This is a genomic window from Pseudomonas sp. EL_65y_Pfl2_R95, assembly GCF_963971045.1.
Classification (GTDB): domain Bacteria; phylum Pseudomonadota; class Gammaproteobacteria; order Pseudomonadales; family Pseudomonadaceae; genus Aquipseudomonas.
Genome location: NZ_CAXAOV010000001.1, coordinates 508,590 through 529,827, shown reverse-complemented (window position 1 = coordinate 529,827; position 21,238 = coordinate 508,590). Strand labels below are relative to the sequence as shown.

23 protein-coding genes are annotated in these 21,238 nt (G+C 55.6%); all 23 read left to right on the top strand.

What is annotated here, in order from left to right:
• Positions 1-33: 33 nt before the first annotated feature.
• The 23 genes from fliD (at position 34) to flhB (ending at position 21,200) form a co-directional block, all read left to right on the top strand.
• Entirely contained in the window at positions 34-1,446 is a 1,413-nt protein-coding gene (gene fliD / locus AACY09_RS02520) for a flagellar filament capping protein FliD (protein WP_339485873.1), read from the top strand.
• Between the two features lie 3 nt (positions 1,447-1,449).
• Entirely contained in the window at positions 1,450-1,833 is a 384-nt protein-coding gene (fliS, locus tag AACY09_RS02515; RefSeq protein ID WP_339485872.1) for a flagellar export chaperone FliS, read from the top strand.
• Between the two features lie 224 nt (positions 1,834-2,057).
• Entirely contained in the window at positions 2,058-2,435 is a 378-nt protein-coding gene (fliS, locus tag AACY09_RS02510; RefSeq protein WP_339485871.1) for a flagellar export chaperone FliS, read from the top strand.
• A gap of 16 nt (positions 2,436-2,451) precedes the next feature.
• Positions 2,452-2,748, top strand: a complete 297-nt coding sequence (fliT, locus tag AACY09_RS02505) for a flagellar protein FliT (protein ID WP_339485870.1) — start codon at positions 2,452-2,454, stop codon at positions 2,746-2,748.
• Between the two features lie 272 nt (positions 2,749-3,020).
• Positions 3,021-4,493 (top strand): sigma-54 dependent transcriptional regulator, encoded by a 1,473-nt coding sequence (locus AACY09_RS02500; protein ID WP_339485869.1) that lies wholly within the window; start codon positions 3,021-3,023, stop codon positions 4,491-4,493.
• Positions 4,494-4,691: 198 nt separating this feature from the next.
• Complete coding sequence (locus AACY09_RS02495; protein WP_445323761.1) at positions 4,692-5,906, top strand: sensor histidine kinase; 1,215 nt, start codon at positions 4,692-4,694, stop codon at positions 5,904-5,906.
• A gap of 5 nt (positions 5,907-5,911) precedes the next feature.
• Entirely contained in the window at positions 5,912-7,327 is a 1,416-nt protein-coding gene (locus AACY09_RS02490) for a sigma-54-dependent transcriptional regulator (RefSeq protein ID WP_339485868.1), read from the top strand.
• Positions 7,328-7,743: 416 nt separating this feature from the next.
• Complete coding sequence (gene fliE, locus AACY09_RS02485) at positions 7,744-8,073, top strand: flagellar hook-basal body complex protein FliE (RefSeq protein ID WP_339485867.1); 330 nt, start codon at positions 7,744-7,746, stop codon at positions 8,071-8,073.
• A 16-nt stretch (positions 8,074-8,089) separates the two neighbouring features.
• A complete protein-coding gene (gene fliF, locus AACY09_RS02480; protein ID WP_339485865.1) occupies positions 8,090-9,886 on the top strand; it encodes a flagellar basal-body MS-ring/collar protein FliF in 1,797 nt (598 codons plus the stop codon).
• The gene (gene fliG, locus AACY09_RS02475; RefSeq protein WP_339485864.1) at positions 9,879-10,895 is read left to right on the top strand and encodes a flagellar motor switch protein FliG; all 1,017 of its coding nucleotides are present in this window, start codon (positions 9,879-9,881) and stop codon (positions 10,893-10,895) included. Before fliF ends, fliG begins: the two co-directional genes overlap by 8 nt.
• A 6-nt stretch (positions 10,896-10,901) precedes the next feature.
• Positions 10,902-11,702: a flagellar assembly protein FliH gene (gene fliH, locus AACY09_RS02470; RefSeq protein WP_339485863.1), complete on the top strand. Its 801-nt coding sequence runs from the start codon at positions 10,902-10,904 to the stop codon at positions 11,700-11,702.
• Positions 11,692-13,053 (top strand): flagellar protein export ATPase FliI, encoded by a 1,362-nt coding sequence (gene fliI / locus AACY09_RS02465; RefSeq protein ID WP_339485862.1) that lies wholly within the window; start codon positions 11,692-11,694, stop codon positions 13,051-13,053. Before fliH ends, fliI begins: the two co-directional genes overlap by 11 nt.
• A gap of 2 nt (positions 13,054-13,055) precedes the next feature.
• Positions 13,056-13,505 (top strand): flagellar export protein FliJ, encoded by a 450-nt coding sequence (gene fliJ / locus AACY09_RS02460; protein WP_339485861.1) that lies wholly within the window; start codon positions 13,056-13,058, stop codon positions 13,503-13,505.
• Between the two features lie 105 nt (positions 13,506-13,610).
• Complete coding sequence (locus AACY09_RS02455) at positions 13,611-13,961, top strand: Hpt domain-containing protein (protein WP_339485859.1); 351 nt, start codon at positions 13,611-13,613, stop codon at positions 13,959-13,961.
• A 112-nt stretch (positions 13,962-14,073) separates the two neighbouring features.
• Entirely contained in the window at positions 14,074-15,369 is a 1,296-nt protein-coding gene (locus AACY09_RS02450) for a flagellar hook-length control protein FliK (protein ID WP_339485858.1), read from the top strand.
• 341 nt (positions 15,370-15,710) lie between these two features.
• Positions 15,711-16,232, top strand: a complete 522-nt coding sequence (gene fliL / locus AACY09_RS02445; RefSeq protein WP_339485856.1) for a flagellar basal body-associated protein FliL — start codon at positions 15,711-15,713, stop codon at positions 16,230-16,232.
• Positions 16,233-16,245: 13 nt separating this feature from the next.
• Positions 16,246-17,217 (top strand): flagellar motor switch protein FliM, encoded by a 972-nt coding sequence (gene fliM, locus AACY09_RS02440; RefSeq protein ID WP_339485855.1) that lies wholly within the window; start codon positions 16,246-16,248, stop codon positions 17,215-17,217.
• 121 nt (positions 17,218-17,338) lie between these two features.
• Complete coding sequence (gene fliN, locus AACY09_RS02435) at positions 17,339-17,818, top strand: flagellar motor switch protein FliN (protein ID WP_339485854.1); 480 nt, start codon at positions 17,339-17,341, stop codon at positions 17,816-17,818.
• Between the two features lies 1 nt (position 17,819).
• A complete protein-coding gene (fliO, locus tag AACY09_RS02430) occupies positions 17,820-18,248 on the top strand; it encodes a flagellar biosynthetic protein FliO (protein WP_339485853.1) in 429 nt (142 codons plus the stop codon).
• A gap of 29 nt (positions 18,249-18,277) precedes the next feature.
• Positions 18,278-19,003, top strand: a complete 726-nt coding sequence (gene fliP, locus AACY09_RS02425; protein ID WP_339487060.1) for a flagellar type III secretion system pore protein FliP — start codon at positions 18,278-18,280, stop codon at positions 19,001-19,003.
• Between the two features lie 2 nt (positions 19,004-19,005).
• A complete protein-coding gene (fliQ, locus tag AACY09_RS02420) occupies positions 19,006-19,275 on the top strand; it encodes a flagellar biosynthesis protein FliQ (protein WP_339485852.1) in 270 nt (89 codons plus the stop codon).
• Positions 19,276-19,277: 2 nt separating this feature from the next.
• Positions 19,278-20,054 (top strand): flagellar biosynthetic protein FliR, encoded by a 777-nt coding sequence (fliR, locus tag AACY09_RS02415; protein ID WP_339485850.1) that lies wholly within the window; start codon positions 19,278-19,280, stop codon positions 20,052-20,054.
• Between the two features lie 9 nt (positions 20,055-20,063).
• Entirely contained in the window at positions 20,064-21,200 is a 1,137-nt protein-coding gene (flhB, locus tag AACY09_RS02410) for a flagellar biosynthesis protein FlhB (protein WP_339485848.1), read from the top strand.
• Positions 21,201-21,238 lie beyond the last annotated feature (38 nt).

Sequence of the window (21,238 nt, the reverse complement as noted above, 5' to 3'; positions counted from 1 at the left end):
ATTTAGCGTCAAACCCATGACGAGGTGGAGAACATGGTCGGTATATCAGGTCTTGGCAGTTCCGGTTTGGACATCGACGCTGTTGTCGGTGCGTTGGTCAATGCCGAGAAAGCCCCCAAGGAAGCACAGCTTAAGCGCCTTGAAGATACGTCCACTGCCAAGTTCACAGCGCTGGGTACACTTAAGAGCGCTTTGAGCGAGTTCCAGACTGCCTTGGCAGCTCTGAATGATCCTAAGCTGTTCGAGAACCGCACAGCCACTTCGTCCAATACCGGTTCGTTGACGGCATCTGCCAGCAAGAGCGCGTTACCTGGCAGCTACTCGATTGAAGTTCTCCGTCTTGCCAGCTCGAGCAAAGTCGCTACAGCGTCTGTTCCGGGCGACTTCACCAGTGGTTCGGGTGACGAAACCATCTCGGTTAAGCTCGGTGCTGACGGTGATGTGACTGATGTGAAGATCGCGCCAGGTTCAGACCTCGCCAGCACTCGCGACCAGCTCAATGCTGCATTAAAAGAGCAGGGCATCAGCGCAAACATTGTCAGTAACCCAAGTACGGGTGAGTCTCGCTTGGTATTCAGCTCGACGACCACCGGAGCTGGCAACGACGTCATTGTCAGTGGTACTGGCAACCTTAGCGTGCTCAACGCGGACGGCGCCCAGGCATTAGACAATGCGAACGCGAGCAGTGCGGGTTATATCTCTCAAGCTGCTGACGCTGAATTTAGTATTGATGGGCTGGTGCTTAACAGTAAGACCAACAGCGTAACCGGTGCCATTCCAGACGTGACGCTAGAGCTGGTAGCCAAGACTGACGCGGGCAAGCCACTGACACTGAAGGTAGGTGAAGACACCACTGGCGTCACCGATAACATCAAAAAATTTGTTGATGCTTACAACAAGTTAATTACCACCAGCAATCAGCTCACCAGCGTGGTGAGTGTGGGCGAAGGCAACGAGCCGCTAGTGGGCGGCTTGGTGGGTGATTCAAGTGTGCGTAACCTGCTAAGCGCCATACGTAATGAGTTGGTTGACCCTGCCGCTCAATCAGGCATTCGAGTGCTCGCCGACATAGGGATTTCGACCCAGAAAGACGGCACCCTGGCGATTGATGACGATAAGCTGAAGGGCGCGCTGGAAAACAACTTCGATTCCGTTGGTAAGTTTTTTACCGGGGAAACTGGCTTAACCAGTCGACTGGATAAGAGTGTTGATGGCTTTTCCAAGGGTGGCGGGGTGCTTGAGCAACGCATCAGTGGGCTGCAATTAACCTTAGATGATGTGAAGCAACAGCGAGTTGACCTTAATCGCCGCATCCTATCGGTTCAGGACCGGCTTTATAAGCAATTCAACGCGATGGATGCCTTGGTCAGCCAGCTTAGCCAGACCAGCGACCGTTTGACCCAGTCGCTTGAAGCGCTGCCAGGGTTCGTCAAAAAGGACAAGTAAGTCATGAGCCAACAACCGATTGATATGTACAAGCAAGTTGCGGTCAGCCAAGAGGTTAGCCAATACCGTGCGGTGCAGATGCTACTTGAGGGTGCTATAGCCCGGTTGCGTATAGCGCGTCAGGCCCAGGCCGATAACAAGCCAGGCACGCGCGGTGAGGCTGTCAGCAGCACGCTCAGTATTATCGGTGCCCTTCAAGGCAGCCTGGATATGGAGCTGGGTGGTGAGTTGGCGCAAAATCTCGATTCGCTATACGACTATATGACCCGCCGTCTGGCAGGCGTCGCTGTGGATAAAACCCCGCGTTCCCTCGATGAAGTTGAAGCGCTGCTCGGCGAGATTAAATCCGCTTGGGACGCCATCGCTCCCGAAGTCGAAACTGCCTAAATAATTTGCTCCGCAAATGGTGGTCGAAAAAGCGTCAACCCCGTAAGCGTCGGTTGTTCGGGTTTTGCGGCGATAAAAAATTGGCGAAATCATGGGTCGACCACCCGCAGTAGAGCCTGAGCGGTATACGGATTTAGGTTCAATCAAATAACTAAGAATCGTTAAAGCTTCTCGTAAATGCGCCGATAGCTAAGCATCAGGCACAGATATAAGCGAGAGCGACAATGTACGCGATGGCAGCGATGAAGCAGTACCAAGCCGTTAATACTCAGGCGCAGGCTGTAGATGCGAGCCCGCATCGGTTGATTCAGATGCTCATGGAAGGTGGTTTGACCCGTATCGCTCAAGCGCGTGGCGCCATGGAGCGTGGTCAGGTTGCGCTCAAGGGTGAATTGATCGGTAAAGCCATTGGCATTGTTGGCGGCTTGCGTGACGGTCTGGATTTGCAGCAGGGCGGTGAACTGGCGGCAAACCTCGACAGTCTGTATGAATACATGTCGGCGCGGTTGTTTGAAGCCAACGTTAAAAACCAAGCTGAGCCGCTTGAAGAAGTGGCTGGCCTGTTGCGTAATATTAAATCCGGTTGGGACGCGATCGGTTAAGAGCGTGGAGTAAGTTATGAATTCATCAGTACAGCGTCTTCAAGACACCGGCAGCGCACTGCGCAGCGCCTTGGCAACTCAGGACTGGACTGCAATTGGCAGCCTGGATCTGCAGTGTCGCGCAGCGGTTGATGAAGCCATGCTGGATGTCAGCGATGACGAAGAAACCCTGCGCGCCCGTATGACTGAATTGCTCGATTTGTATCGTGAATTGGTAAATGTCTGCCAGGCCGAGCAAAAGCGTCTGGCCGGTGAGTTGGTGCAGCTGAACCAAGCCCACAGTGGTGCCAAGGTTTATCAGTTATTCGGCTAAATCCCCGTCTTCCGATGTTCCGCCACACGCCTTGTGTGGCGTGGCTTCAGCTGCTTTGACAGTCGTTCAAAGCATTTTTCTTAGTGGCTCCCTTCAATTGTGTGTTCCCATTGAACGATTAAGCGTCAATATTGGCGTTGGTCGGACAATGCAAATAAAACACGCCATAAAATTGACATCTGCCGAGTTAATTGATTTAACTTAATGGCTATATGCTGGCGGTACAGATAGTGGGCCAGCCGATTTTTCACTCCCGGACATGAAATAAAACTATGTGGCGTGAAACCAAAATTTTGTTGATCGATGACAACATTGAGCGTCGCCGCGATTTAACGGTGATTTTAAATTTTTTAGGTGAAGAGCATTTAGCCTGTGACAGCGCTTCATGGAAAGCCACAGTGGCTGACCTTGAATCGAGCCGCGCAGTGCTGTGCGTCATGCTCGGTGACGTGCAAAGCAGCGGGGAGCTGCTTGAGCAGGTCAAGCAGTTGGTGAGTTGGGATGAGTTCTTGCCGGTGCTGCTGATCGATGAGTCAGCACCCGCAGAGTGGCCCGAGGACAATCGCCGCAGCGTGCTGGCGAGCCTTGAGATGCCGCCCAGCTACAACAAGCTCTTGGATTCGCTGCACCGTGCTCAGGTCTACCGTGAAATGTATGACCAGGCTCGTGCCCGTGGTCGTCAGCGTGAAACCAATTTATTCCGCAGCCTGGTCGGAACCAGTCGTGCCATTCAGCAAGTGCGGCAGATGATGCAGCAAGTGGCTGACACCGAAGCCAGCGTGCTGATTCTTGGCGAGTCGGGCACCGGCAAGGAGGTGGTCGCGCGCAACCTGCATTATCACTCCAAGCGCCGTGAAGGCCCATTTGTACCGGTTAATTGCGGGGCGATTCCGGCTGAGCTTTTGGAAAGTGAACTCTTTGGTCATGAGAAGGGCGCCTTTACCGGTGCGATCACCAGCCGGGCCGGGCGTTTTGAGTTGGCTAACGGCGGCACCCTGTTTCTCGATGAAATTGGCGACATGCCATTGCCGATGCAGGTCAAACTCCTGCGCGTACTGCAGGAGCGCACCTTCGAACGCGTGGGCAGCAATAAAACCCAAACAGCTGACGTGCGCATTATTGCGGCGACCCACAAAGACCTTGAAAGCATGATCGAGGCAGGCACCTTCCGTGAAGACCTGTATTACCGGTTAAATGTATTTCCGATCGAGATGGCGCCGCTGCGGGAGCGGATCGAAGACATTCCGCTGCTAATGAATGAACTGATCTCGCGGATGGAGCATGAAAAACGCGGTTCAATTCGTTTTAACTCGGCGGCGATCATGTCGCTGTGTCGCCATGACTGGGCGGGTAATGTGCGTGAACTGGCCAACCTGGTCGAGCGCATGGCGATTATGCATCCCTATGGAGTGATCGGGCTCGGTGAGCTGCCGAAGAAATTTCGCCATGTCGACGATGAAGACGAGCACCTGCATGAAACCATACTCGATGAGTTTGAAGAGCGCGCCGCTATCTTCGCTGGCCTGCCAGGCCCGGAAACTGCGCCGCAACTCCCGGCTGAAGGCATCGACCTTAAAGATTACTTGGGTAACCTTGAGCAGGGTTTGATTCAACAGGCGCTGGATGAGTCCAATGGCGTCGTTGCTCGGGCAGCTGAACGCCTGCGTATTCGGCGCACGACCTTGGTTGAGAAAATGCGCAAATACAATATGACCCGTCGTGACGATGAGGGCATGGACGAGTAGCTTGCGGCAATATTGATGCGCCGCCAGTGATAAGTCATTCGCTTGGCGCGACCCCCCGAAATAAGGCCGAAGGATTGACGCTATCTTCGGCCTTATTTTTTATCTGATTGATATTAAACGATATTTTTTTCGGCACGGGTATTGCTAACACTCATGCAACTGACTGTCTTATGACGGCGCGCTGCGCGAGATAGAACAATGACTAGCCCTGCCAAAATTGCTGAAAACACCACGAAGATGCCCGCCGAACCGGCCGAACAAGCCGGTCGTGAGAGTCTGGAACAGGCATTTGAGATGTTTAATCAGATGTCCAACCAGCTCAGCGAGTCCTATAGCCTGCTTGAGTCGCGGGTCACTGAGCTCAAAGGCCAGCTGGCATTGGTCAGTGCGCAGCGTATGCAGGAATTGGCTGAGAAAGAACGCTTGGCCCTGCGCCTGCAAAGCTTGCTCGATCTGCTGCCCGGCGGGGTGATAGTGATCGACGGCCAAGGTGTCGTGCGCGAGGCAAACCCGGTGGCGCGCAACCTGTTAGGCAAACCGCTTGCAGGCATGCTCTGGCGTGAAGTTATCGCCCGCAGCTTTGCCCCGCGTGAAGACGATGGTCATGAAGTCTCGCTCAAGGATGGCAGGCGTCTGGCGATTGCCACCCGTTCACTGCATGGCGAACCGGGTCAACTGGTGCTACTCACTGACCTGACAGAAACTCGTCGCCTGCAAGACCAACTGTCCCGGCATGAGCGCTTGTCAGCGTTGGGCCGAATGGTTGCTTCATTGGCTCACCAGATCCGTACACCGCTTTCTGCCGCCTTGCTGTATGCCAGTCACTTGACTGAACAAGTGCTACCCGCGGAACAGCAGCAGCGCTTTGCCGGGCGCTTGAAAGAACGCCTGCATGAGCTTGAACACCAAGTGCGCGACATGTTGATTTTTGCCCGTGGCGACTTACCACTGCCGGATCGCATCAGCCCGAAAGCCTTATTCTCTGCCTTGCGCGCAGCGGGCGAAACCCATGTGCAGGGCATGCAGGTGCGCTGGCAATGCGACAGTTACAGCGGCGAATTGCTGTGCAACCGCGACACCTTGGTTGGCACTGCACTGAATTTGGTTGAGAACGCTATTCAAGCCTGTGGGCGCGAAGCCCGTTTGAAAATACATCTGTACAGCCGCGCCAACACCTTGCGCCTATGCATCAGTGATGACGGTCCTGGTATTGACGCTCAGACCCTGGCGCGTTTGGGCGAGCCGTTCTTTACCACTAAAACCACAGGCACCGGCCTGGGGCTTGCGGTGGTCAAGGCTGTGGCCAAAGCCCACCAGGGTGAGCTGAAGTTGCTGTCCAAGCCAGGGCGCGGTACCAGCGCATTATTGATATTGCCGTTGATTTGCACGGCACCCACGATTGTTCAGGAGTAGCCCGCATGGCCGCTAAAATTCTATTGGTCGAAGACGACCGCGCGCTACGTGAAGCATTGGCCGATACCTTGAGCATTGGCGGTCATGATTACCAGGCGGTGGACTGTGCCGAAGCGGCGCTGCGGGTGCTGGAGCAGCAATCCTTTGGCTTGGTGATCACTGACGTCAATATGCCGGGTATGGACGGCCATCAATTGCTTGCGGCTATTCGCCAGCGGTTGCCGCAGATGCCGGTGCTGTTGATGACCGCCTTTGGTGCTGTTGAACGCGCCGTGGATGCCATGCGTCAAGGCGCCGCCGATTACTTGGTTAAACCTTTTGAGCCCAAAGCGCTGCTGGCCTTGGTTGATCTGCACGCGCGCGGGGTTATTGCCCATGATGACCCACAAGGCCCGGTTGCGGTTGAGCCCGCCAGCGTACAACTGCTCGATCTGGCTGCCCGCGTGGCGCGCAGCGACTCGACGGTGTTGATCACTGGCGAGTCGGGCACCGGCAAGGAAGTGTTGGCCCGCTATATCCATGATCAATCGCCCCGCGCGAACAAGCCATTTATTGCGATCAACTGCGCAGCGATTCCGGACAACATGCTCGAAGCCACCTTGTTTGGCCATGAGAAGGGTTCGTTTACCGGTGCCGTGACCAGTGCGCCGGGCAAGTTTGAATTGGCCAACGGCGGCACTATTTTGCTCGATGAAATTTCTGAAATGCCGTTGGCATTACAGGCGAAATTGTTGCGTGTGTTGCAGGAGCGTGAGGTCGAGCGCGTTGGCGGGCGTAAGCCGATTGAGCTGGACATTCGCGTACTGGCGACCAGCAACCGCGATATGGTCGGTGATGTGGCGGCGGGGCGTTTTCGCGAAGATCTGTACTACCGGCTTTCGGTGTTTCCGCTGGCGTGGACGCCACTGCGTGAGCGGCCTGCGGATATCGTGCCTTTGGCTGAGCGATTGCTGGCCAAGCACGTCAAAAAAATGAACCACGCCCCGGTGCGATTTTCCGCTCAGGCCCAAGCCTGTTTGTTGGCGCACGCCTGGCCGGGCAACGTCCGGGAGTTGGATAACGCGGTGCAGCGCGCATTGATTTTGCAGCAAGGTGGCAAGGTTGAGCCGCATGATCTATGTCTCGCGGCGCCAGTGGGCACCAGTTCTTTGGCGCCGATTGCCGTACGGTCTGCGCCTGTGACACAGACAGTGTCAGGCGAGGTGCTGATCGAAGAGGTGACCGCGCAAGAATCCGGGGCTTTGGGCGAAGATCTTCGTCGCCGCGAGTTTCAGGTGATTATTGATACCTTGCGCACCGAGCGTGGCCGCCGCAAAGAGGCAGCAGAGCGCTTGGGCATCAGCCCGCGGACCTTGCGCTACAAGCTGGCGCAGATGCGCGATGCCGGCATGGATGTTGAGGCCTACCTTTACGCCAGTTAAGCGCCAACCATTAGCACGCATTTACGGGTGCCAACGGCGCCCTTTGTAGGGGGCGTCAACGCGAAGCTTGGCCACCGAGATGTTGCAAGTTCTTGAATTTTCGAGACCGCAATGGTGGATGAAAAAGGTGTCATCCACCCCACGGGCCGTTACCCGTTCGTACGAAAACGGTGGCTCTTGTAGGGTGTGACAACGCGAAGCTTGTCCACTATGGCCCGTGCGAAAGAAACCGAGTATTCGAAGCCGCAATGGTGGATGAAAAAAGCGTCGACCATCCGAGAGCGTCACCCGCGTTCGCGCAATCACGCTATCTGATCAGAATAATTCCCCCGTCCTGCGTAACTGGCATCCTTGTTGCAAATACCTAGTCATAGCGCCGCGAAGCGTCAAAAAGAAAGCGGCCAGTGGAGGAAGGTATGAGCCAAGGCATTGAATTTAATCGACTGATGTTGGAAATGCGTTCCATGCAGGCGGAAGCCATGGCGCGTCCAAAACCTGTGTCAGCGACACCCGAGCCGGGTGCCCCGAGCTTTTCTGACATGCTCGGTCAGGCCGTTGGCAAGGTGAATGAAACCCAGCAGGCGTCCAGCCAATTGGCCACAGCGTTTGAAATGGGTAAGAGCGGCGTTGATCTGACTGACGTGATGGTGGCGTCGCAGAAGGCCAGCGTTTCATTCCAGGCCATGACCCAGGTGCGCAATAAACTGGTTCAGGCTTATCAAGACATCATGCAGATGCCGGTTTAAAGGCGGAATTTGAATCATGGCTGACGCACTCTCGGCAAATATGCCGGCTACCACTGGCGGTTCTGACGGCTCGAAAAAGCCGTTGTTCGGGCTTACATTTCTGGAAAACCTTTCCGAAATGACCATGCTTCGTCAGGTCGGCCTTATGGTCGGTTTGGCGGCCAGCGTGGCGATCGGTTTTGCTGTGGTCTTGTGGTCGCAGCAGCCAGACTATCGCCCGCTTTACGGCAGCCTCGATGGCATGGATGCATCGCAAGTGATGCAAACCCTGTCGGCGGCGGATATTGCTTACACCGTTGAGCCAAACTCAGGCGCCTTATTGGTTAAGGCCGATGACATGGCGCGTGCGCGCATGCGTCTGGCGGCAGCGGGTGTGGCGCCGAGCGACAAAACCTTGGGTTTTGAAATTCTTGACCAAGAGCAAGGCCTTGGCACTAGCCAGTTTATGGAAGCCACGCGCTATCGCCGTGGTCTTGAAGGTGAGTTGGCGCGTACGGTTTCCAGTCTTAACAACGTCAAGGCCGCACGCGTGCATCTGGCCATCCCGAAAAGCTCGGTGTTTGTGCGCGATGACCGCAAGCCCACCGCCTCGGTGCTGGTTGAGCTGTATTCGGGGCGGGGCCTTGAGCCAAGCCAGGTGATGGCGATCGTCAATTTAGTGGCGACCAGCGTACCCGAGCTGGATAAGTCGCACGTGACCGTGGTGGATCAGAAAGGCAACCTGCTCAGTGATCAGCAAGAGAACTCAGCATTGACCATGGCGGGCAAACAATTCGACTACAGCCGTCGCCTTGAAAGCCTGATGACCCAGCGCGTACACAATATTCTGCAACCGGTTCTAGGCTCAGGCCGTTATAAAGCCGAGGTTTCGGCTGATGTCGATTTCAGCGCCGTTGAGTCCACATCAGAGATGTTCAACCCTGATCAGCCGGCACTGCGCAGCGAGCAGAAAACCGATGAACAGCGTAGCAGCAGTCTACCGCCGCAAGGTGTACCGGGCGCGTTGAGTAATCAGCCGCCGACGCCGACCAATGCGCCGCAGCAGGCAAACGCGCCAGCCGCTGCAGGACCAGCCGGTCCAGTCGCTGCCGGCCAGCCATTGCTCGACGCCAATGGTCAGCAAGTGATGGATCCGACGACCGGCCAGCCGATGCTGGCGCCATTCCCGGCTGACAAGCGTGAACAAGCGACCCGCAACTATGAGCTGGACCGTTCGATCAGCCATACCAAGCAACAGCAAGGTCGCCTGCGCCGGTTATCTGTCGCGGTGGTGGTGGACGATCAACTTAAAGTTGATCCGGCAACGGGAGAAACCACCCAAGTGCCGTGGAGCAGCGATGAGTTGGCGCGCTTTACCCGCCTGGTGCAAGATTCAGTGGGATTTGATGCAAGCCGTGGTGACAGCGTCAGCGTCATCAACACACCCTTCAGTGCGGTTACTGGTGAGGAAATTGTAGATATTCCGTTCTACACCCAGCCATGGTTCTGGGACACGGTTAAGCAAGTCCTGGGCGTACTGTTTATTCTGGTGCTGGTCTTTGGTGTGCTGCGTCCGGTGTTGAACAACATTACGGGCGGCGGAAAAAGTCGTGAAATGTCGGTGGCCGGTGGCCCCGACGGCGATGTAGAGTTAGGTGACATGGCCGGCGGTTTGGCGGCTGATCGGGTTAGCCTCGGCGGTCCGCAAAGCATCTTGTTGCCAAGCCCCAGCGAAGGCTATGACGCTCAGCTCAACGCAATTAAAAGTCTGGTTGCCGAAGATCCGGGCCGGGTTGCTCAGGTAGTTAAAGAGTGGATCAACGACGATGAGTGAAGGTCGCGCGAACGCCAAGTTAGATAAGGTCGAGAAGGCCGCCATACTGCTGCTGTCCTTGGGTGAAACCGATGCGGCGCAGGTGCTGCGTCACCTCGGGCCGAAGGAAGTGCAGAAGGTCGGCGTGGCCATGGCTGGCATGCGCAATATCAACCGTGACCAAGTTGAATTGGTCATGGGTGAGTTTGTCGATATTGTCGGCGACCAGACCAGCTTGGGTGTTGGCGCCGATGGCTACATTCGCAAAATGCTCACCCAGGCCCTCGGTGAAGACAAAGCCGGCAACTTGATCGATCGGATTTTGCTCGGTGGCAGCACCAGTGGCCTCGACAGCCTCAAATGGATGGAACCGCGCGCAGTGGCTGATGTGATTCGCTACGAGCACCCGCAGATTCAAGCCATTGTGGTGGCTTATCTCGACCCGGACCAAGCGGGCGAGGTGCTCAGCCACTTCGACCATAAAGTGCGTCTGGATATCGTCTTGCGGGTGTCTTCGTTGAACACTGTGCAGCCGGCTGCCCTGAAAGAATTGAACCTGATTCTGGAGAAACAATTCTCCGGTAACTCCAACACCAGTCGCGCCAGCCTGGGCGGGATCAAGCGTGCGGCAGATATCATGAACTTCCTCGACAGCTCGGTTGAAGGGCAGTTGATGGACTCGATTCGTGAAGTCGATGAAGACCTGTCATCGCAGATCGAAGACTTGATGTTTGTGTTTGATAACCTCTCCGATGTGGATGATCGCGGTATTCAAGCGCTGCTGCGTGAAGTGTCTTCTGATGTGCTGGTGCTCGCACTTAAGGGTGCAGACGAGGCGATCAAGGAGAAAGTCTTCAAGAACATGTCCAAGCGAGCGGCTGAGTTGCTGCGCGACGACCTCGAAGCCAAGGGCCCTGTGCGCGTCAGTGATGTTGAGACTGCGCAGAAAGAGATTCTCACCATCGCCCGCCGCATGGCCGAAGCCGGGGAAATTGTCCTTGGCGGCAAGGGCGGCGAAGAAATGGTGTAAGCCAAGATGGCTAAGGAAGTACAAAGCGAGCTTATTCGCGCCGGCGATATCAATGCACTGGATGTCTGGTCATTGCCCAGCTTCGATCAGCATGTGGAACCAGCTGAGGACGCCGTCACGGCGTCTGATCAGCAGCCAAGTGCCGAAACTGCAAATGCCCCGGCCGAGAGCGAAGACGTCACCCTGGAAGATCTCAAGCCGCTGACACTGGATGAGCTGGAAGCGATTCGTCAGGAGGCCTATAACGAAGGTTTATTAACCGGCGAGCGCGATGGCTATCACGCCGGTCAGCTTAAGGCCAAGCAAGAAGCCGACGCCGCTTTAGCCAGCAAGCTTGAAGGGCTTGAGCGGATTATGGAACAGCTGTTTGAGCCCATCGCCGAGCAGGACCAGCAAATTGAAGCGGCCATGATCGACTTGGTCAGCCGCATCACGCGCGAGGTGATTCAGCGCGAGCTGGATCGCGACTCCAGCCAGATTCGCCAGGTGTTGCGCGAAGCGTTAAAGCTATTGCCGATTGGTGATGACAAGGTGCGTATTCACCTTAATCCGCAAGACTACGACATCATCAAGACCCTGCGTGACCGCCACGAAGAAAACTGGAAAATTCTAGAGGATGAGTCATTGCTCCCCGGTGGTTGCCGGGTCGAGTGTGCCAACAGCCGGATTGATGCGACCGTTGAAACCCGTATATCCCAAGCCCTCAAGCAGCTGTTTGAACAGCAGCGCGAACAGGCAGTGCATCCCTTGGAAGCCGACATTCAGATCCCGCTCGAAAGCCCGGAAAAGCCCGCCAGTGAAGCTTGAACGCGTCAGTTTTGCCAAGCGTCTGAGCGGCTACAGCGAGACGATTGAGCTGCCGGCCTCGCCTGTGGTCGAAGGTCGTTTGCTGCGCGTTGTCGGCCTGACCCTCGAGGCCGAAGGCTTGCGCGCCTCGTTGGGCAGCCGATGCATGGTGATCAACGAGGGCAGCTATCATCCCTTGCAGGTTGAAGCCGAGGTCATGGGCTTTGCCAATGGCAAAATTTTCCTGATGCCGGTCGGTAGCTTGTCGGGTATTGCACCGGGGGCGCGGGTTGTACCTTTACCCGACACCGGACGCTTGCCCATGGGTATGTCGATGCTCGGCCGTGTGCTTGATGGCACTGGCGCTGCACTCGACGGCAAAGGGCGAATGAAGGCCGAAGACTGGGTGCCGATGGATGGCCCGCAAATCAACCCCATGAAACGCCACCCGATTGATCAGCCGTTGGATGTGGGCATACGTTCGATCAACGGTTTGCTGACGGTGGGGCGCGGACAGCGCTTGGGCTTGTTTGCCGGTACTGGCGTGGGTAAAAGCGTGCTGCTAGGCATGATGACACGCTTTACCGAGGCCGAGATTATTGTGGTCGGGCTCATTGGTGAGCGGGGCCGGGAAGTTAAGGAATTTATCGAGGAGATCCTCGGTGAAGAGGGCATTAAACGCTCCGTGGTGGTGGCCTCGCCTGCGGATGATGCGCCTCTGATGCGTTTGCGGGCGGCAACCTATTGCACCCGAATTGCCGAATACTTTCGTGACAAGGGCAAAAATGTATTGCTGCTGATGGATTCATTGACCCGTTTTGCTCAGGCTCAGCGGGAAATTGCCTTGGCAATTGGTGAGCCACCCGCCACTAAAGGCTATCCGCCTTCAGTGTTTGCCAAGTTGCCAAAACTGGTCGAACGCGCAGGCAATGCGGAGGAGGGCGGCGGCTCCATCACCGCCTTCTATACCGTGTTGAGCGAGGGCGATGACCAGCAAGACCCGATTGCCGATGCGGCGCGTGGTGTGCTCGACGGCCACATTGTGCTGAGCCGGCGCCTGGCTGAAGAGGGGCATTATCCGGCTATTGATATCGAAGCTTCGATCAGCCGGGTCATGCCGCAAGTGGTGACCCGCGAGCATCAACAGCAAGCGCAACGGTTCAAGCAACTGTGGTCGCGCTACCAACAGAGTCGTGACCTGATCAGTGTTGGCGCTTATGTGCCAGGTGGCGATGCAGACACCGATCTGGCCATCGCCAAACGCCCGCAAATGATGGCTTATTTGCGCCAGGCGCTGGATGAAAGCGTGAGCCTCGAACACAGCGTCGCGCAGCTTGTAAGCACATTCAATCCGCCCAGTAACAACACCTAGGCATGAGTAAAGGTCGCGCTAAACAACTGGCGCCGGTGGTCGATATGGCCGAGCGCGCTGAGCGTGAAGCCGCCGTGCAACTGGGGCGTGCACAAGCCCAGCAAGGCCAGGCGGAGGTTAAGCTGGGCGAGCTTGAGCGTTACCGAGCCGATTACCAGCAACAGTGGATGACGGAAGGGCAGCGCGGCGTTTCCGGGCAATGGTTAATCAACTATCAGCGCTTTCTTTCCCAGCTCGAAACGGCCATCACCCAGCAGCAGCAAAGCCTTTATTGGCACCGCAGCAACGTCGACAAACTTCGCCAGGTTTGGCAGCAGCGGTACGCGCGTCTCGAAGGCTTACGCAAGTTGATCCAGCGTTATCAGGATGAAGCACGACAACTTGAGGACAAGCGCGAGCAGAAAATGCTTGATGAATTGTCGCAGCGCTTAGCGGGTCGTGAGCCCTTTTAAACTGCCGTCTGGCTGAAACGATTAAAAAGCCTTTGGTCTTCTGCGACGGCGACGTTAGTGTGTGCCCAGCTTTTTTTAGCAATTGCGGGTCAGGGAGTGTCGCGCGTGGTTATTCATGTTGATAAGGCAGTAATTGCAGGACTGAAGGACATTATGGGTGACGAGTATGCGATATTGCTCGAAGCGTATTTGACCGACTCTGACCAGCGCTTACGCTTGGCCCAACAGGCGGTTGCAGAGCATGATAGTACAGCTTTGCGTGAGGCTGTTCACAGCTTCAAAGGAAGTTGCGGTAATGTCGGTGCGCTTGAGTTGGCGCACTTATGCCAAGCGCTGGAGTGCGCGGCTGACCAGCAAAATCAATCGGTAATCGAGGGTTTGTTGGCCCAGATCAAAACCGAAATGATGACCGTCAAAGCAGTTTTTGTGCATGAGATTCATGCGTCTAAAATCTGATGAAAGCGGCCTTGGTTAAACACCGCTTAACCTCTTCTTATCTGATCGCTGCACAACTTGGCCTGGCTCTTGCTATCTCTCCAATACGAACCAATCCGTACGGAGAGTGCCGATGTCCGGTGCAGCTGACTTACTGCTCAAACCAGCAGTTGATTTAAAGCCCAAGGTTGCGGCGGCCAAGCCTCAAGCAAAACCGGCTGAACCCCGTGGCCGCGAGGCTTCCAGCTTTGCTGAGGTTTACGCCAATGAGCGTCAGGCCAAGCCGGCTGAGCGCACGAATGGCGCAGCAAAGGCGGCCAATGAGCAAAAGGCCAAGGCAACTGACGATGCCAGTGCCCAGGCCAATGGCGATGCTCAGCCGCAAACGGTTGCCGATAGCGGCAATTCTTTGCCGACTGACCCCGCTGCCTCACAGGGCGACGGCGAAGCTGAAGGCCAGGATGCCCAGGCCGATACTCCGCCATCAACCGAAGACAGCGATGACCTGTTCGGTTTGCAGTTAAACGCAGACCAACTGGCGGGAATGACGGCCGTCACGGCTAACTTTAAAAGCTCAGGCCCGGCGAGCATGACCGATGCCAGCTTCGATGCGGATCTGGACGCGATGAATCAGATGCCTGCAGTGAAGATGGCGCTGGACATCGGCAAGGCGCAAGCGGCGGCAAATGCTGAGCAGAAATCACCGGGTGCGCTCGCAGCACAGGCTGCTGGCAACCCTGATCAGAGTTTTGCCAGTGCCATGAGTGTCATGGGTTCCAAGTTGCAGGCCGCCGAGAAAAGCTTATCGGGGGAGTTCAACTTAACCGATCTGACCGCAGATGCACTGGATAGCCTGAAGGAAAGTTCTGCTGATACGCCGCCCGAGAATTTCGTCAGCAAGCTCAATTCCCTCAGCCAGGCGATCACTCAGCAAACAGCGTTGACCCCGAAAATTCCAGTGGTGGGCACGCCGATCGCCATGCAGCAGAGTGGTTGGACTGAGGCCGTTGTCGACCGGGTAATGTATCTGTCGAGCCAAAACCTTAAATCCGCAGAAATTCAGTTGGATCCAGCTGATCTGGGCCGTTTGGACGTGCGTATTCATATGAGCAACGATCAGACGCAGATTTCGTTCGCCAGTGCCAACGCCGCGGTGCGCGATAGCCTAGAAGGGCAAATGCATCGTTTGCGTGAAATGTTCGTTCAGCAGGGCATTAACTTGCAGGATGTCAGCGTGTCAGATCCAAGCCAGGGTCGTGGCTGGCAAGGCCAGGGGCAGAATCAGCAACAGGCGGATAGCGACAGAAATCGTGGTTCGTCAGGCTCATCGCTCAATGGCGGTCATGAAGAGGAGTTGTCGATAACCAGCGTCGAGCAGCGCACAACGCTGCAAGGTATACCCCGCAGCATGGTTGATTATTACGCTTAAACAGCATGTTGTTTAAGCGCAGTGGCGGCCGGTCTAGGGTGGTCAACGCGAAGCTTGGCCACCATGGTCTTGCAGATTTTTGAGGCTTTGTCGCAGCCAAAATGGTGGCTGAAAAGAGCGTTAACCACGCGACCAAAGCTCCAACCCTGTGATGCATCGCATGGGTCGCAGAGCGTCAACTGTCCAAAAACACGTTATCCTCCCTATTATTCGCCTGACGTTGTAAAGCGTCGGGCGAATCTGTTTATGCAGTTATCAAAACCAATAAAGCTAATGTGGCATAACACTTGCTCAAACAGGCTTTAATAGTAGCTAACCTGAATTTGTGACGGATTATTGGCATGGCGAAGAAAGATAAGCCGCAAGACCCGGCTACGGACGGCAAGTCGGGCGGTAAACTAAAAATCATTATTCTGGCTGTTGTCGCCTTGCTGTTGGTGGTGAGTCTGTCGGTTGCAGGTACCTGGTTTTTCCTCGGCAAGCAGGATGACAAACCAGAAGAAGCGGCTGAAACAAAGCAAGATGAGGGGGCGCCGGTTAAGCAGGCGGCCATTTATGAAGAGCTGACACCCGCGTTTGTGGTCAACTTCACCCAGAACGGTCGTGCCCGCTACATGCAAGTCAGCGTTGCCTTGATGTCACGTGATCAAGCGGCATTGGATGCCCTTAAAGTGCATATGCCGGTACTGCGTAATCGTTTGGTTATGCTGTTCTCGGGACAAGATTTCAATAATTTAGTGACCCCGGTCGGCAAGGAAATGCTACGCCAGCAGGCGACTGCCAGCGTGCAGGAATTGGCGCAAAAAGAAGTCGGCAAGACCGTGGTCGAACAAGTGTTATTTACCAACCTCGTGTTGCAGTAGTCGGGAGCCATAAATGGCCGTGCAAGACCTGCTTTCCCAGGATGAAATTGATGCCTTGTTACATGGCGTCGATGACGGAGCGGTTGAAACTGAGGACGCTGGGGTTCCAGGTAGCGTCAAACAATATGACCTGACCAGCCAGGATCGCATCGTTCGTGGGCGTATGCCGACGTTGGAGATGATCAACGAGCGTTTTGCCCGTTATACCCGCATCAGTATGTTCAACCTGTTGCGCCGCTCGGCGGATGTTTCAGTGGGCGGTGTACAGGTAATGAAGTTTGGCGAATACGTGCATTCGTTGTACGTGCCAACCAGCCTTAACCTGGTAAAGATGAGACCGTTACGCGGCACGAGCCTGTTTATCCTCGACGCTAAACTGGTGTTCAAGCTGGTGGATAACTTTTTTGGCGGCGACGGCCGCCACGCCAAGATCGAAGGCCGTGAGTTCACCCCAACCGAACTGCGCGTGGTGCGCATGGTGCTCGATCAGTGCTTTGTCGACCTTAAAGAAGCTTGGCACGCGGTCATGGACATCAACTTCGATTACGTCAATTCCGAGGTTAACCCTGCCTTGGCCAACATCGTTAGCCCAAGTGAAGTGGTGGTGGTATCGACCTTCCACATCGAGCTGGACGGCGGCGGCGGGGACCTGCACATAACCATGCCTTATTCGATGATTGAACCGATCAGGGAAATGCTCGATGCAGGCTTTCAATCCGATGTCGGCGACCACGATGAACGCTGGATTAATGCACTGCGTGAAGATGTGCTGGATGTCCGCGTGCCGTTGTCAGCAACCGTTGTCCGGCGGCAGTTAAAGCTACGTGACATCTTGCACATGCAGCCCGGGGATGTGATCCCGGTTGAGTTGCCAGACGAAGTGATCATGCGTGCCAGTGGCGTGCCGTCATTCAAGGTCAAGTTGGGTGCCCACAAAGGCAACTTGGCGCTGCAAGTGCTGGACCCCATTAACCGTGGCCGTTAGCGAGTTTCTGCGCACTGCATGCAACAGATAACGACTAGAGGCGCCAGGCACCTGCCAATGCATGCCAGCGCCAGGGCTTACCCAAGCCCATCCACTGTTTTACGCCATCCGAGGAAAGACCATGGCAGATGAAAATGACGCAACTTCACCCGAAGAGCAGGCACTGGCCGACGAGTGGGCCGCTGCGCTGTCCGAGTCGGGCGATGCAAATCAGGATGACATTGATGCCATGCTCGCTGGTGTAGGCGAGGCTGCTGGCAGCTCGGCACCTGCAGCTTCGCGGGCTGAGATGGAAGAATTTGGCGGTGTGCCGAAAAGCAATTTGCCGGTCAACCTCGAAGGCCCCAACCTCGATGTGATTCTGGATATCCCAGTTTCAATCTCCATGGAAGTGGGCAATACCGATATCACCATCCGCAACCTGCTCCAGCTTAATCAAGGTTCGGTGATCGAATTGGATCGCCTCGCCGGTGAGCCGTTGGATGTGCTGGTTAACGGCACCTTGATCGCCCACGGCGAAGTGGTTGTGGTTAACGAAAAGTTCGGTATCCGTCTGACTGACGTGATCAGCCCGAGCGAACGTATCAAGAAGCTGCGCTGAGATGAAACCTCTTGTGTTGCTGCTCGCTCTGCCGCTAACCGCGCTGGCCGCCGAACCTGCTGTCCAGGCGGTAACACCGATGGCCAGCAGCGGTGTCGCCGGGCAATTGACCCAGTTATTGCTGGGTTTGCTGCTGGTGATAGGTCTGATTTTTTTGCTGGCTTGGCTGATGCGCAGGGTGCAGCAGATTACCCCGCGTGGTGGTCAGGCAATCAAGATTATCTCCAGCCAGGCATTGGGCACGCGCGACCGTCTGGTGCTGGTGCAGGTCGGTAATGAGCAGGTGCTGCTGGGCCTGACGCCGGGGCGAATTACCCCCTTGCATGTTCTTAAAGAGCCGGTGGACAGCAGCGAAAGCAAGCCTGCACCTACAGAGTTTTCCCAACGGCTGATGGAGTTGTTGGGTAAAGACAATAAGGACAAGTCTTGATGAGCGCGGTGCGCCTGTTGTTGCTTTCAATGTTTATGCTGGTGGCGCCAATGGCGCTGGGAGCGGATGATCCGCTGTCGATTTCGGCAATCACCCTGAGCACCAATGCCCAGGGGCAGCAGGAGTATTCGGTCAGTCTGCAGATTTTGCTGATTATGACCGCGCTGAGTTTTATCCCGGCGTTCCTGATGTTAATGACCAGCTTTACCCGGATCATCATCGTCTTTTCGATTTTGCGTCAGGCGCTTGGCTTGCAGCAGACGCCCTCAAACCAGATTCTGGTCGGGCTGGCGTTGTTTCTGACCCTGTTCATCATGGCCCCGGTGTTTGATCAGATAAACAAAGACGCGCTGCAGCCCTACCTCAATGAACAATTGCCCGCGCAAGAGGCTATTCTCAAGGCCGAAGGTCCTATCAAGAACTTTATGCTCGCGCAAACCCGCGAAAGTGACCTCGAATTGTTTATGCGCTTGTCCAAACGCACGGACATTGCCAGCCCCGAGGAGGCGCCTCTGACCATCCTCGTGCCGGCGTTTGTGACGTCCGAGCTGAAGACTGCATTTCAAATCGGCTTTATGATCTTTATCCCGTTCTTGATTATCGACCTGGTGGTGTCAAGTATCTTGATGGCAATGGGGATGATGATGCTCTCGCCACTGATTATCTCGCTGCCGTTCAAGATAATGTTATTCGTCTTGATTGATGGTTGGGCGCTGATCATGGGTACGCTTGCCGCCAGTTTCGGAGGAATATAAGCATGACTCCAGAGGTTGCAGTTGATCTGTTCCGCGAAGCCTTGTGGCTCACTGCAGTGATTGTTGCCACTATTGTGGTGCCGAGCTTGTTGGTCGGACTGTTGGTGGCGATGTTTCAGGCCGCCACCCAGATCAACGAACAAACCCTGAGCTTCTTGCCGCGCTTGATGGTGATTTTTCTCACACTGATTATCTGTGGCCCTTGGTTGGTGCGTGAGTTGATGGATTACACACGCACGCTAATCATGAACATTCCCTCGCTTATCGGCTGACCATGCTTGAGCTCACTGATGCGCAGATCGGGGCTTGGGTGGGCAGTTATCTGCTGCCGCTGTTTCGCATCGCTGCTTTATTGATGACCATGCCGGTCTTCGGCACCAAGCTGGTTCCAGTGCGGGTGCGCTTGTACCTGTCGCTGGCGATTTGTCTGGTGCTGCTACCAAACCTGCCGGCGATGCCGGAGGTTGATGCACTGAGCCTGCAAACCTTGATTTTGATCGCTCAGGAAGTGCTGATCGGGGTGATGCTGGGCTTTGTCTTGCAGCTTTTTTTCCATGCGTTTGTGATTGCCGGGCAAATTGTCTCGATGCAGATGGGCTTGGGTTTTGCCTCGATGGTGGACCCCACCAACGGGATTTCAGTCCCGGTGATTGGCCAGTTTTTCACCATGTTGGTGACCATGCTTTTTTTAGCCATGAACGGCCATCTGGTGGTGTTTGAAGTGCTGTCGGAAAGCTTTGTGACCTTGCCGGTGGGTGGCGGTTTTCTGACGGATCAGTATTGGCAGATCGCGACCAAGCTTGGCTGGGTGTTTGGTGCCGCATTGATTCTGGTCTTGCCGGCAATCACTGCCTTGCTGGTGATCAACCTGGCCTTCGGCGTCATGACCCGCGCCTCGCCGCAGTTCAATATCTTTACCATTGGCTTCCCGCTCACGGTAGTGCTTGGCTTGGTGATTATCTGGATTGGTCTGGCCGATATCCTGGCTCAGTATCAGGAGTTCGCCAGTGAAGCCTTGTTGTTCCTGCGTGAAATGGCCCAGGCAAGATGAGGTCGAACCATGGCTGAATCTGAAAGCGGCGCCGATAAAAGCGAGGAACCCACGGAGAAACGCCTGCGTGAGTCCCGTGAAAAGGGACAGATAGCGCGCTCGCGTGAACTCAACACCTTGGCAATCATGCTTGCCGGTACGGGCGGTTTGCTGGCCACCGGTGGTGCGTTGGGGACTGCCATGCTCAATGTCATGCGCGGCAGTTTTTCATTGTCTCGCGAAGTCATTCTCGATGAGCGCAATATGGGCATCTGGCTGATGGCGGCGGGGCAAATCGCGTTTGAGGCGCTGGTACCGCTATTTATGGCCCTGTTGATTGCCTCTATTGTCGGGCCAATTGCCTTGGGTGGCTGGTTGTTCTCGGCGCAGGCGATGGCGCCGAAGTTTAGCCGGATGAACCCGGCTGCCGGGCTCAAACGCATGTTCTCGACCAAGGCGCTGGTTGAGTTGGTCAAGGCGCTGGCCAAGTTTTCAGTGATCTTGATTATCGCGCTGGTGGTCTTGTCAGCCGACCGTGATGCGCTATTGGCCATTTCCCGTGAGCCGCTGGAAAACGCCATCATGCATGCCTCTCAAGTGGTGGGTTGGAGTGCCTTGTGGATTGCCTGCGGCTTGATTCTGATTGCCGCAGTGGATGTGCCGTTCCAGATCTGGGACAACAAGCAAAAATTGATGATGACCAAGCAAGAAGTGCGCGACGAGTACAAGGACAGCGAGGGCAAGCCTGAGGTCAAGCAGCGTATTCGCCAGTTGCAGCGCGAAATGACGGAGCGGCGCATGATGCAGGCCGTGCCCCAGGCCGACGTGGTCATTACCAACCCGACGCACTTTGCGGTGGCCTTGAAGTACGATCCCACCAAGGGAAATGCCCCGGTGATGCTGGCCAAGGGCGGCGACTTCACTGCCCTGAAAATTCGTGAGATCGCTCAGGAACACAATGTCATGCTGTTGGAATCTCCGGCGCTGGCGCGGGCGGTGTTCTACTCAACTGACATTGATCAGGAAATCCCTGCCGGCCTGTACCTCGCTGTGGCGCAGGTGCTGGCCTATGTTTACCAGCTGCGTCAGTACCAAGCCGGTAAAGGCAAGCGCCCGGACAGCCTAAAAGACCTGCCAATTCCTCCTGATTTGCGCCGCGACGATTAATCGGGCGCCCGCACCTAAACCGTCGGTTTCAATGAATT

Bases quoted from the DNA above. Each gene is read 5' to 3' on its own strand.
- fliG (WP_339485864.1), top strand. From the start codon at position 9,879: ATGAGTGAAGGTCGCGCGAACGCCAAGTTAGATAAGGTCGAGAAGGCC.
- fliQ (WP_339485852.1), top strand. From the start codon at position 19,006: ATGACTCCAGAGGTTGCAGTTGATCTGTTCCGCGAAGCCTTGTGGCTC.
- fliN (WP_339485854.1), top strand. From the start codon at position 17,339: ATGGCAGATGAAAATGACGCAACTTCACCCGAAGAGCAGGCACTGGCC.
- AACY09_RS02490 (WP_339485868.1), top strand. From the start codon at position 5,912: ATGGCCGCTAAAATTCTATTGGTCGAAGACGACCGCGCGCTACGTGAA.
- AACY09_RS02500 (WP_339485869.1), top strand. From the start codon at position 3,021: ATGTGGCGTGAAACCAAAATTTTGTTGATCGATGACAACATTGAGCGT.
- fliS (WP_339485872.1), top strand. From the start codon at position 1,450: ATGAGCCAACAACCGATTGATATGTACAAGCAAGTTGCGGTCAGCCAA.
- fliM (WP_339485855.1), top strand. From the start codon at position 16,246: ATGGCCGTGCAAGACCTGCTTTCCCAGGATGAAATTGATGCCTTGTTA.
- fliH (WP_339485863.1), top strand. From the start codon at position 10,902: ATGGCTAAGGAAGTACAAAGCGAGCTTATTCGCGCCGGCGATATCAAT.
- fliP (WP_339487060.1), top strand. From the start codon at position 18,278: ATGTTTATGCTGGTGGCGCCAATGGCGCTGGGAGCGGATGATCCGCTG.
- flhB (WP_339485848.1), top strand. From the start codon at position 20,064: ATGGCTGAATCTGAAAGCGGCGCCGATAAAAGCGAGGAACCCACGGAG.
- fliL (WP_339485856.1), top strand. From the start codon at position 15,711: ATGGCGAAGAAAGATAAGCCGCAAGACCCGGCTACGGACGGCAAGTCG.
- AACY09_RS02450 (WP_339485858.1), top strand. From the start codon at position 14,074: ATGTCCGGTGCAGCTGACTTACTGCTCAAACCAGCAGTTGATTTAAAG.
- fliS (WP_339485871.1), top strand. From the start codon at position 2,058: ATGTACGCGATGGCAGCGATGAAGCAGTACCAAGCCGTTAATACTCAG.
- fliJ (WP_339485861.1), top strand. From the start codon at position 13,056: ATGAGTAAAGGTCGCGCTAAACAACTGGCGCCGGTGGTCGATATGGCC.
- fliR (WP_339485850.1), top strand. From the start codon at position 19,278: ATGCTTGAGCTCACTGATGCGCAGATCGGGGCTTGGGTGGGCAGTTAT.
- fliF (WP_339485865.1), top strand. From the start codon at position 8,090: ATGGCTGACGCACTCTCGGCAAATATGCCGGCTACCACTGGCGGTTCT.
- fliD (WP_339485873.1), top strand. From the start codon at position 34: ATGGTCGGTATATCAGGTCTTGGCAGTTCCGGTTTGGACATCGACGCT.
- fliT (WP_339485870.1), top strand. From the start codon at position 2,452: ATGAATTCATCAGTACAGCGTCTTCAAGACACCGGCAGCGCACTGCGC.
- AACY09_RS02495 (WP_445323761.1), top strand. From the start codon at position 4,692: ATGACTAGCCCTGCCAAAATTGCTGAAAACACCACGAAGATGCCCGCC.
- fliE (WP_339485867.1), top strand. From the start codon at position 7,744: ATGAGCCAAGGCATTGAATTTAATCGACTGATGTTGGAAATGCGTTCC.
- fliO (WP_339485853.1), top strand. From the start codon at position 17,820: ATGAAACCTCTTGTGTTGCTGCTCGCTCTGCCGCTAACCGCGCTGGCC.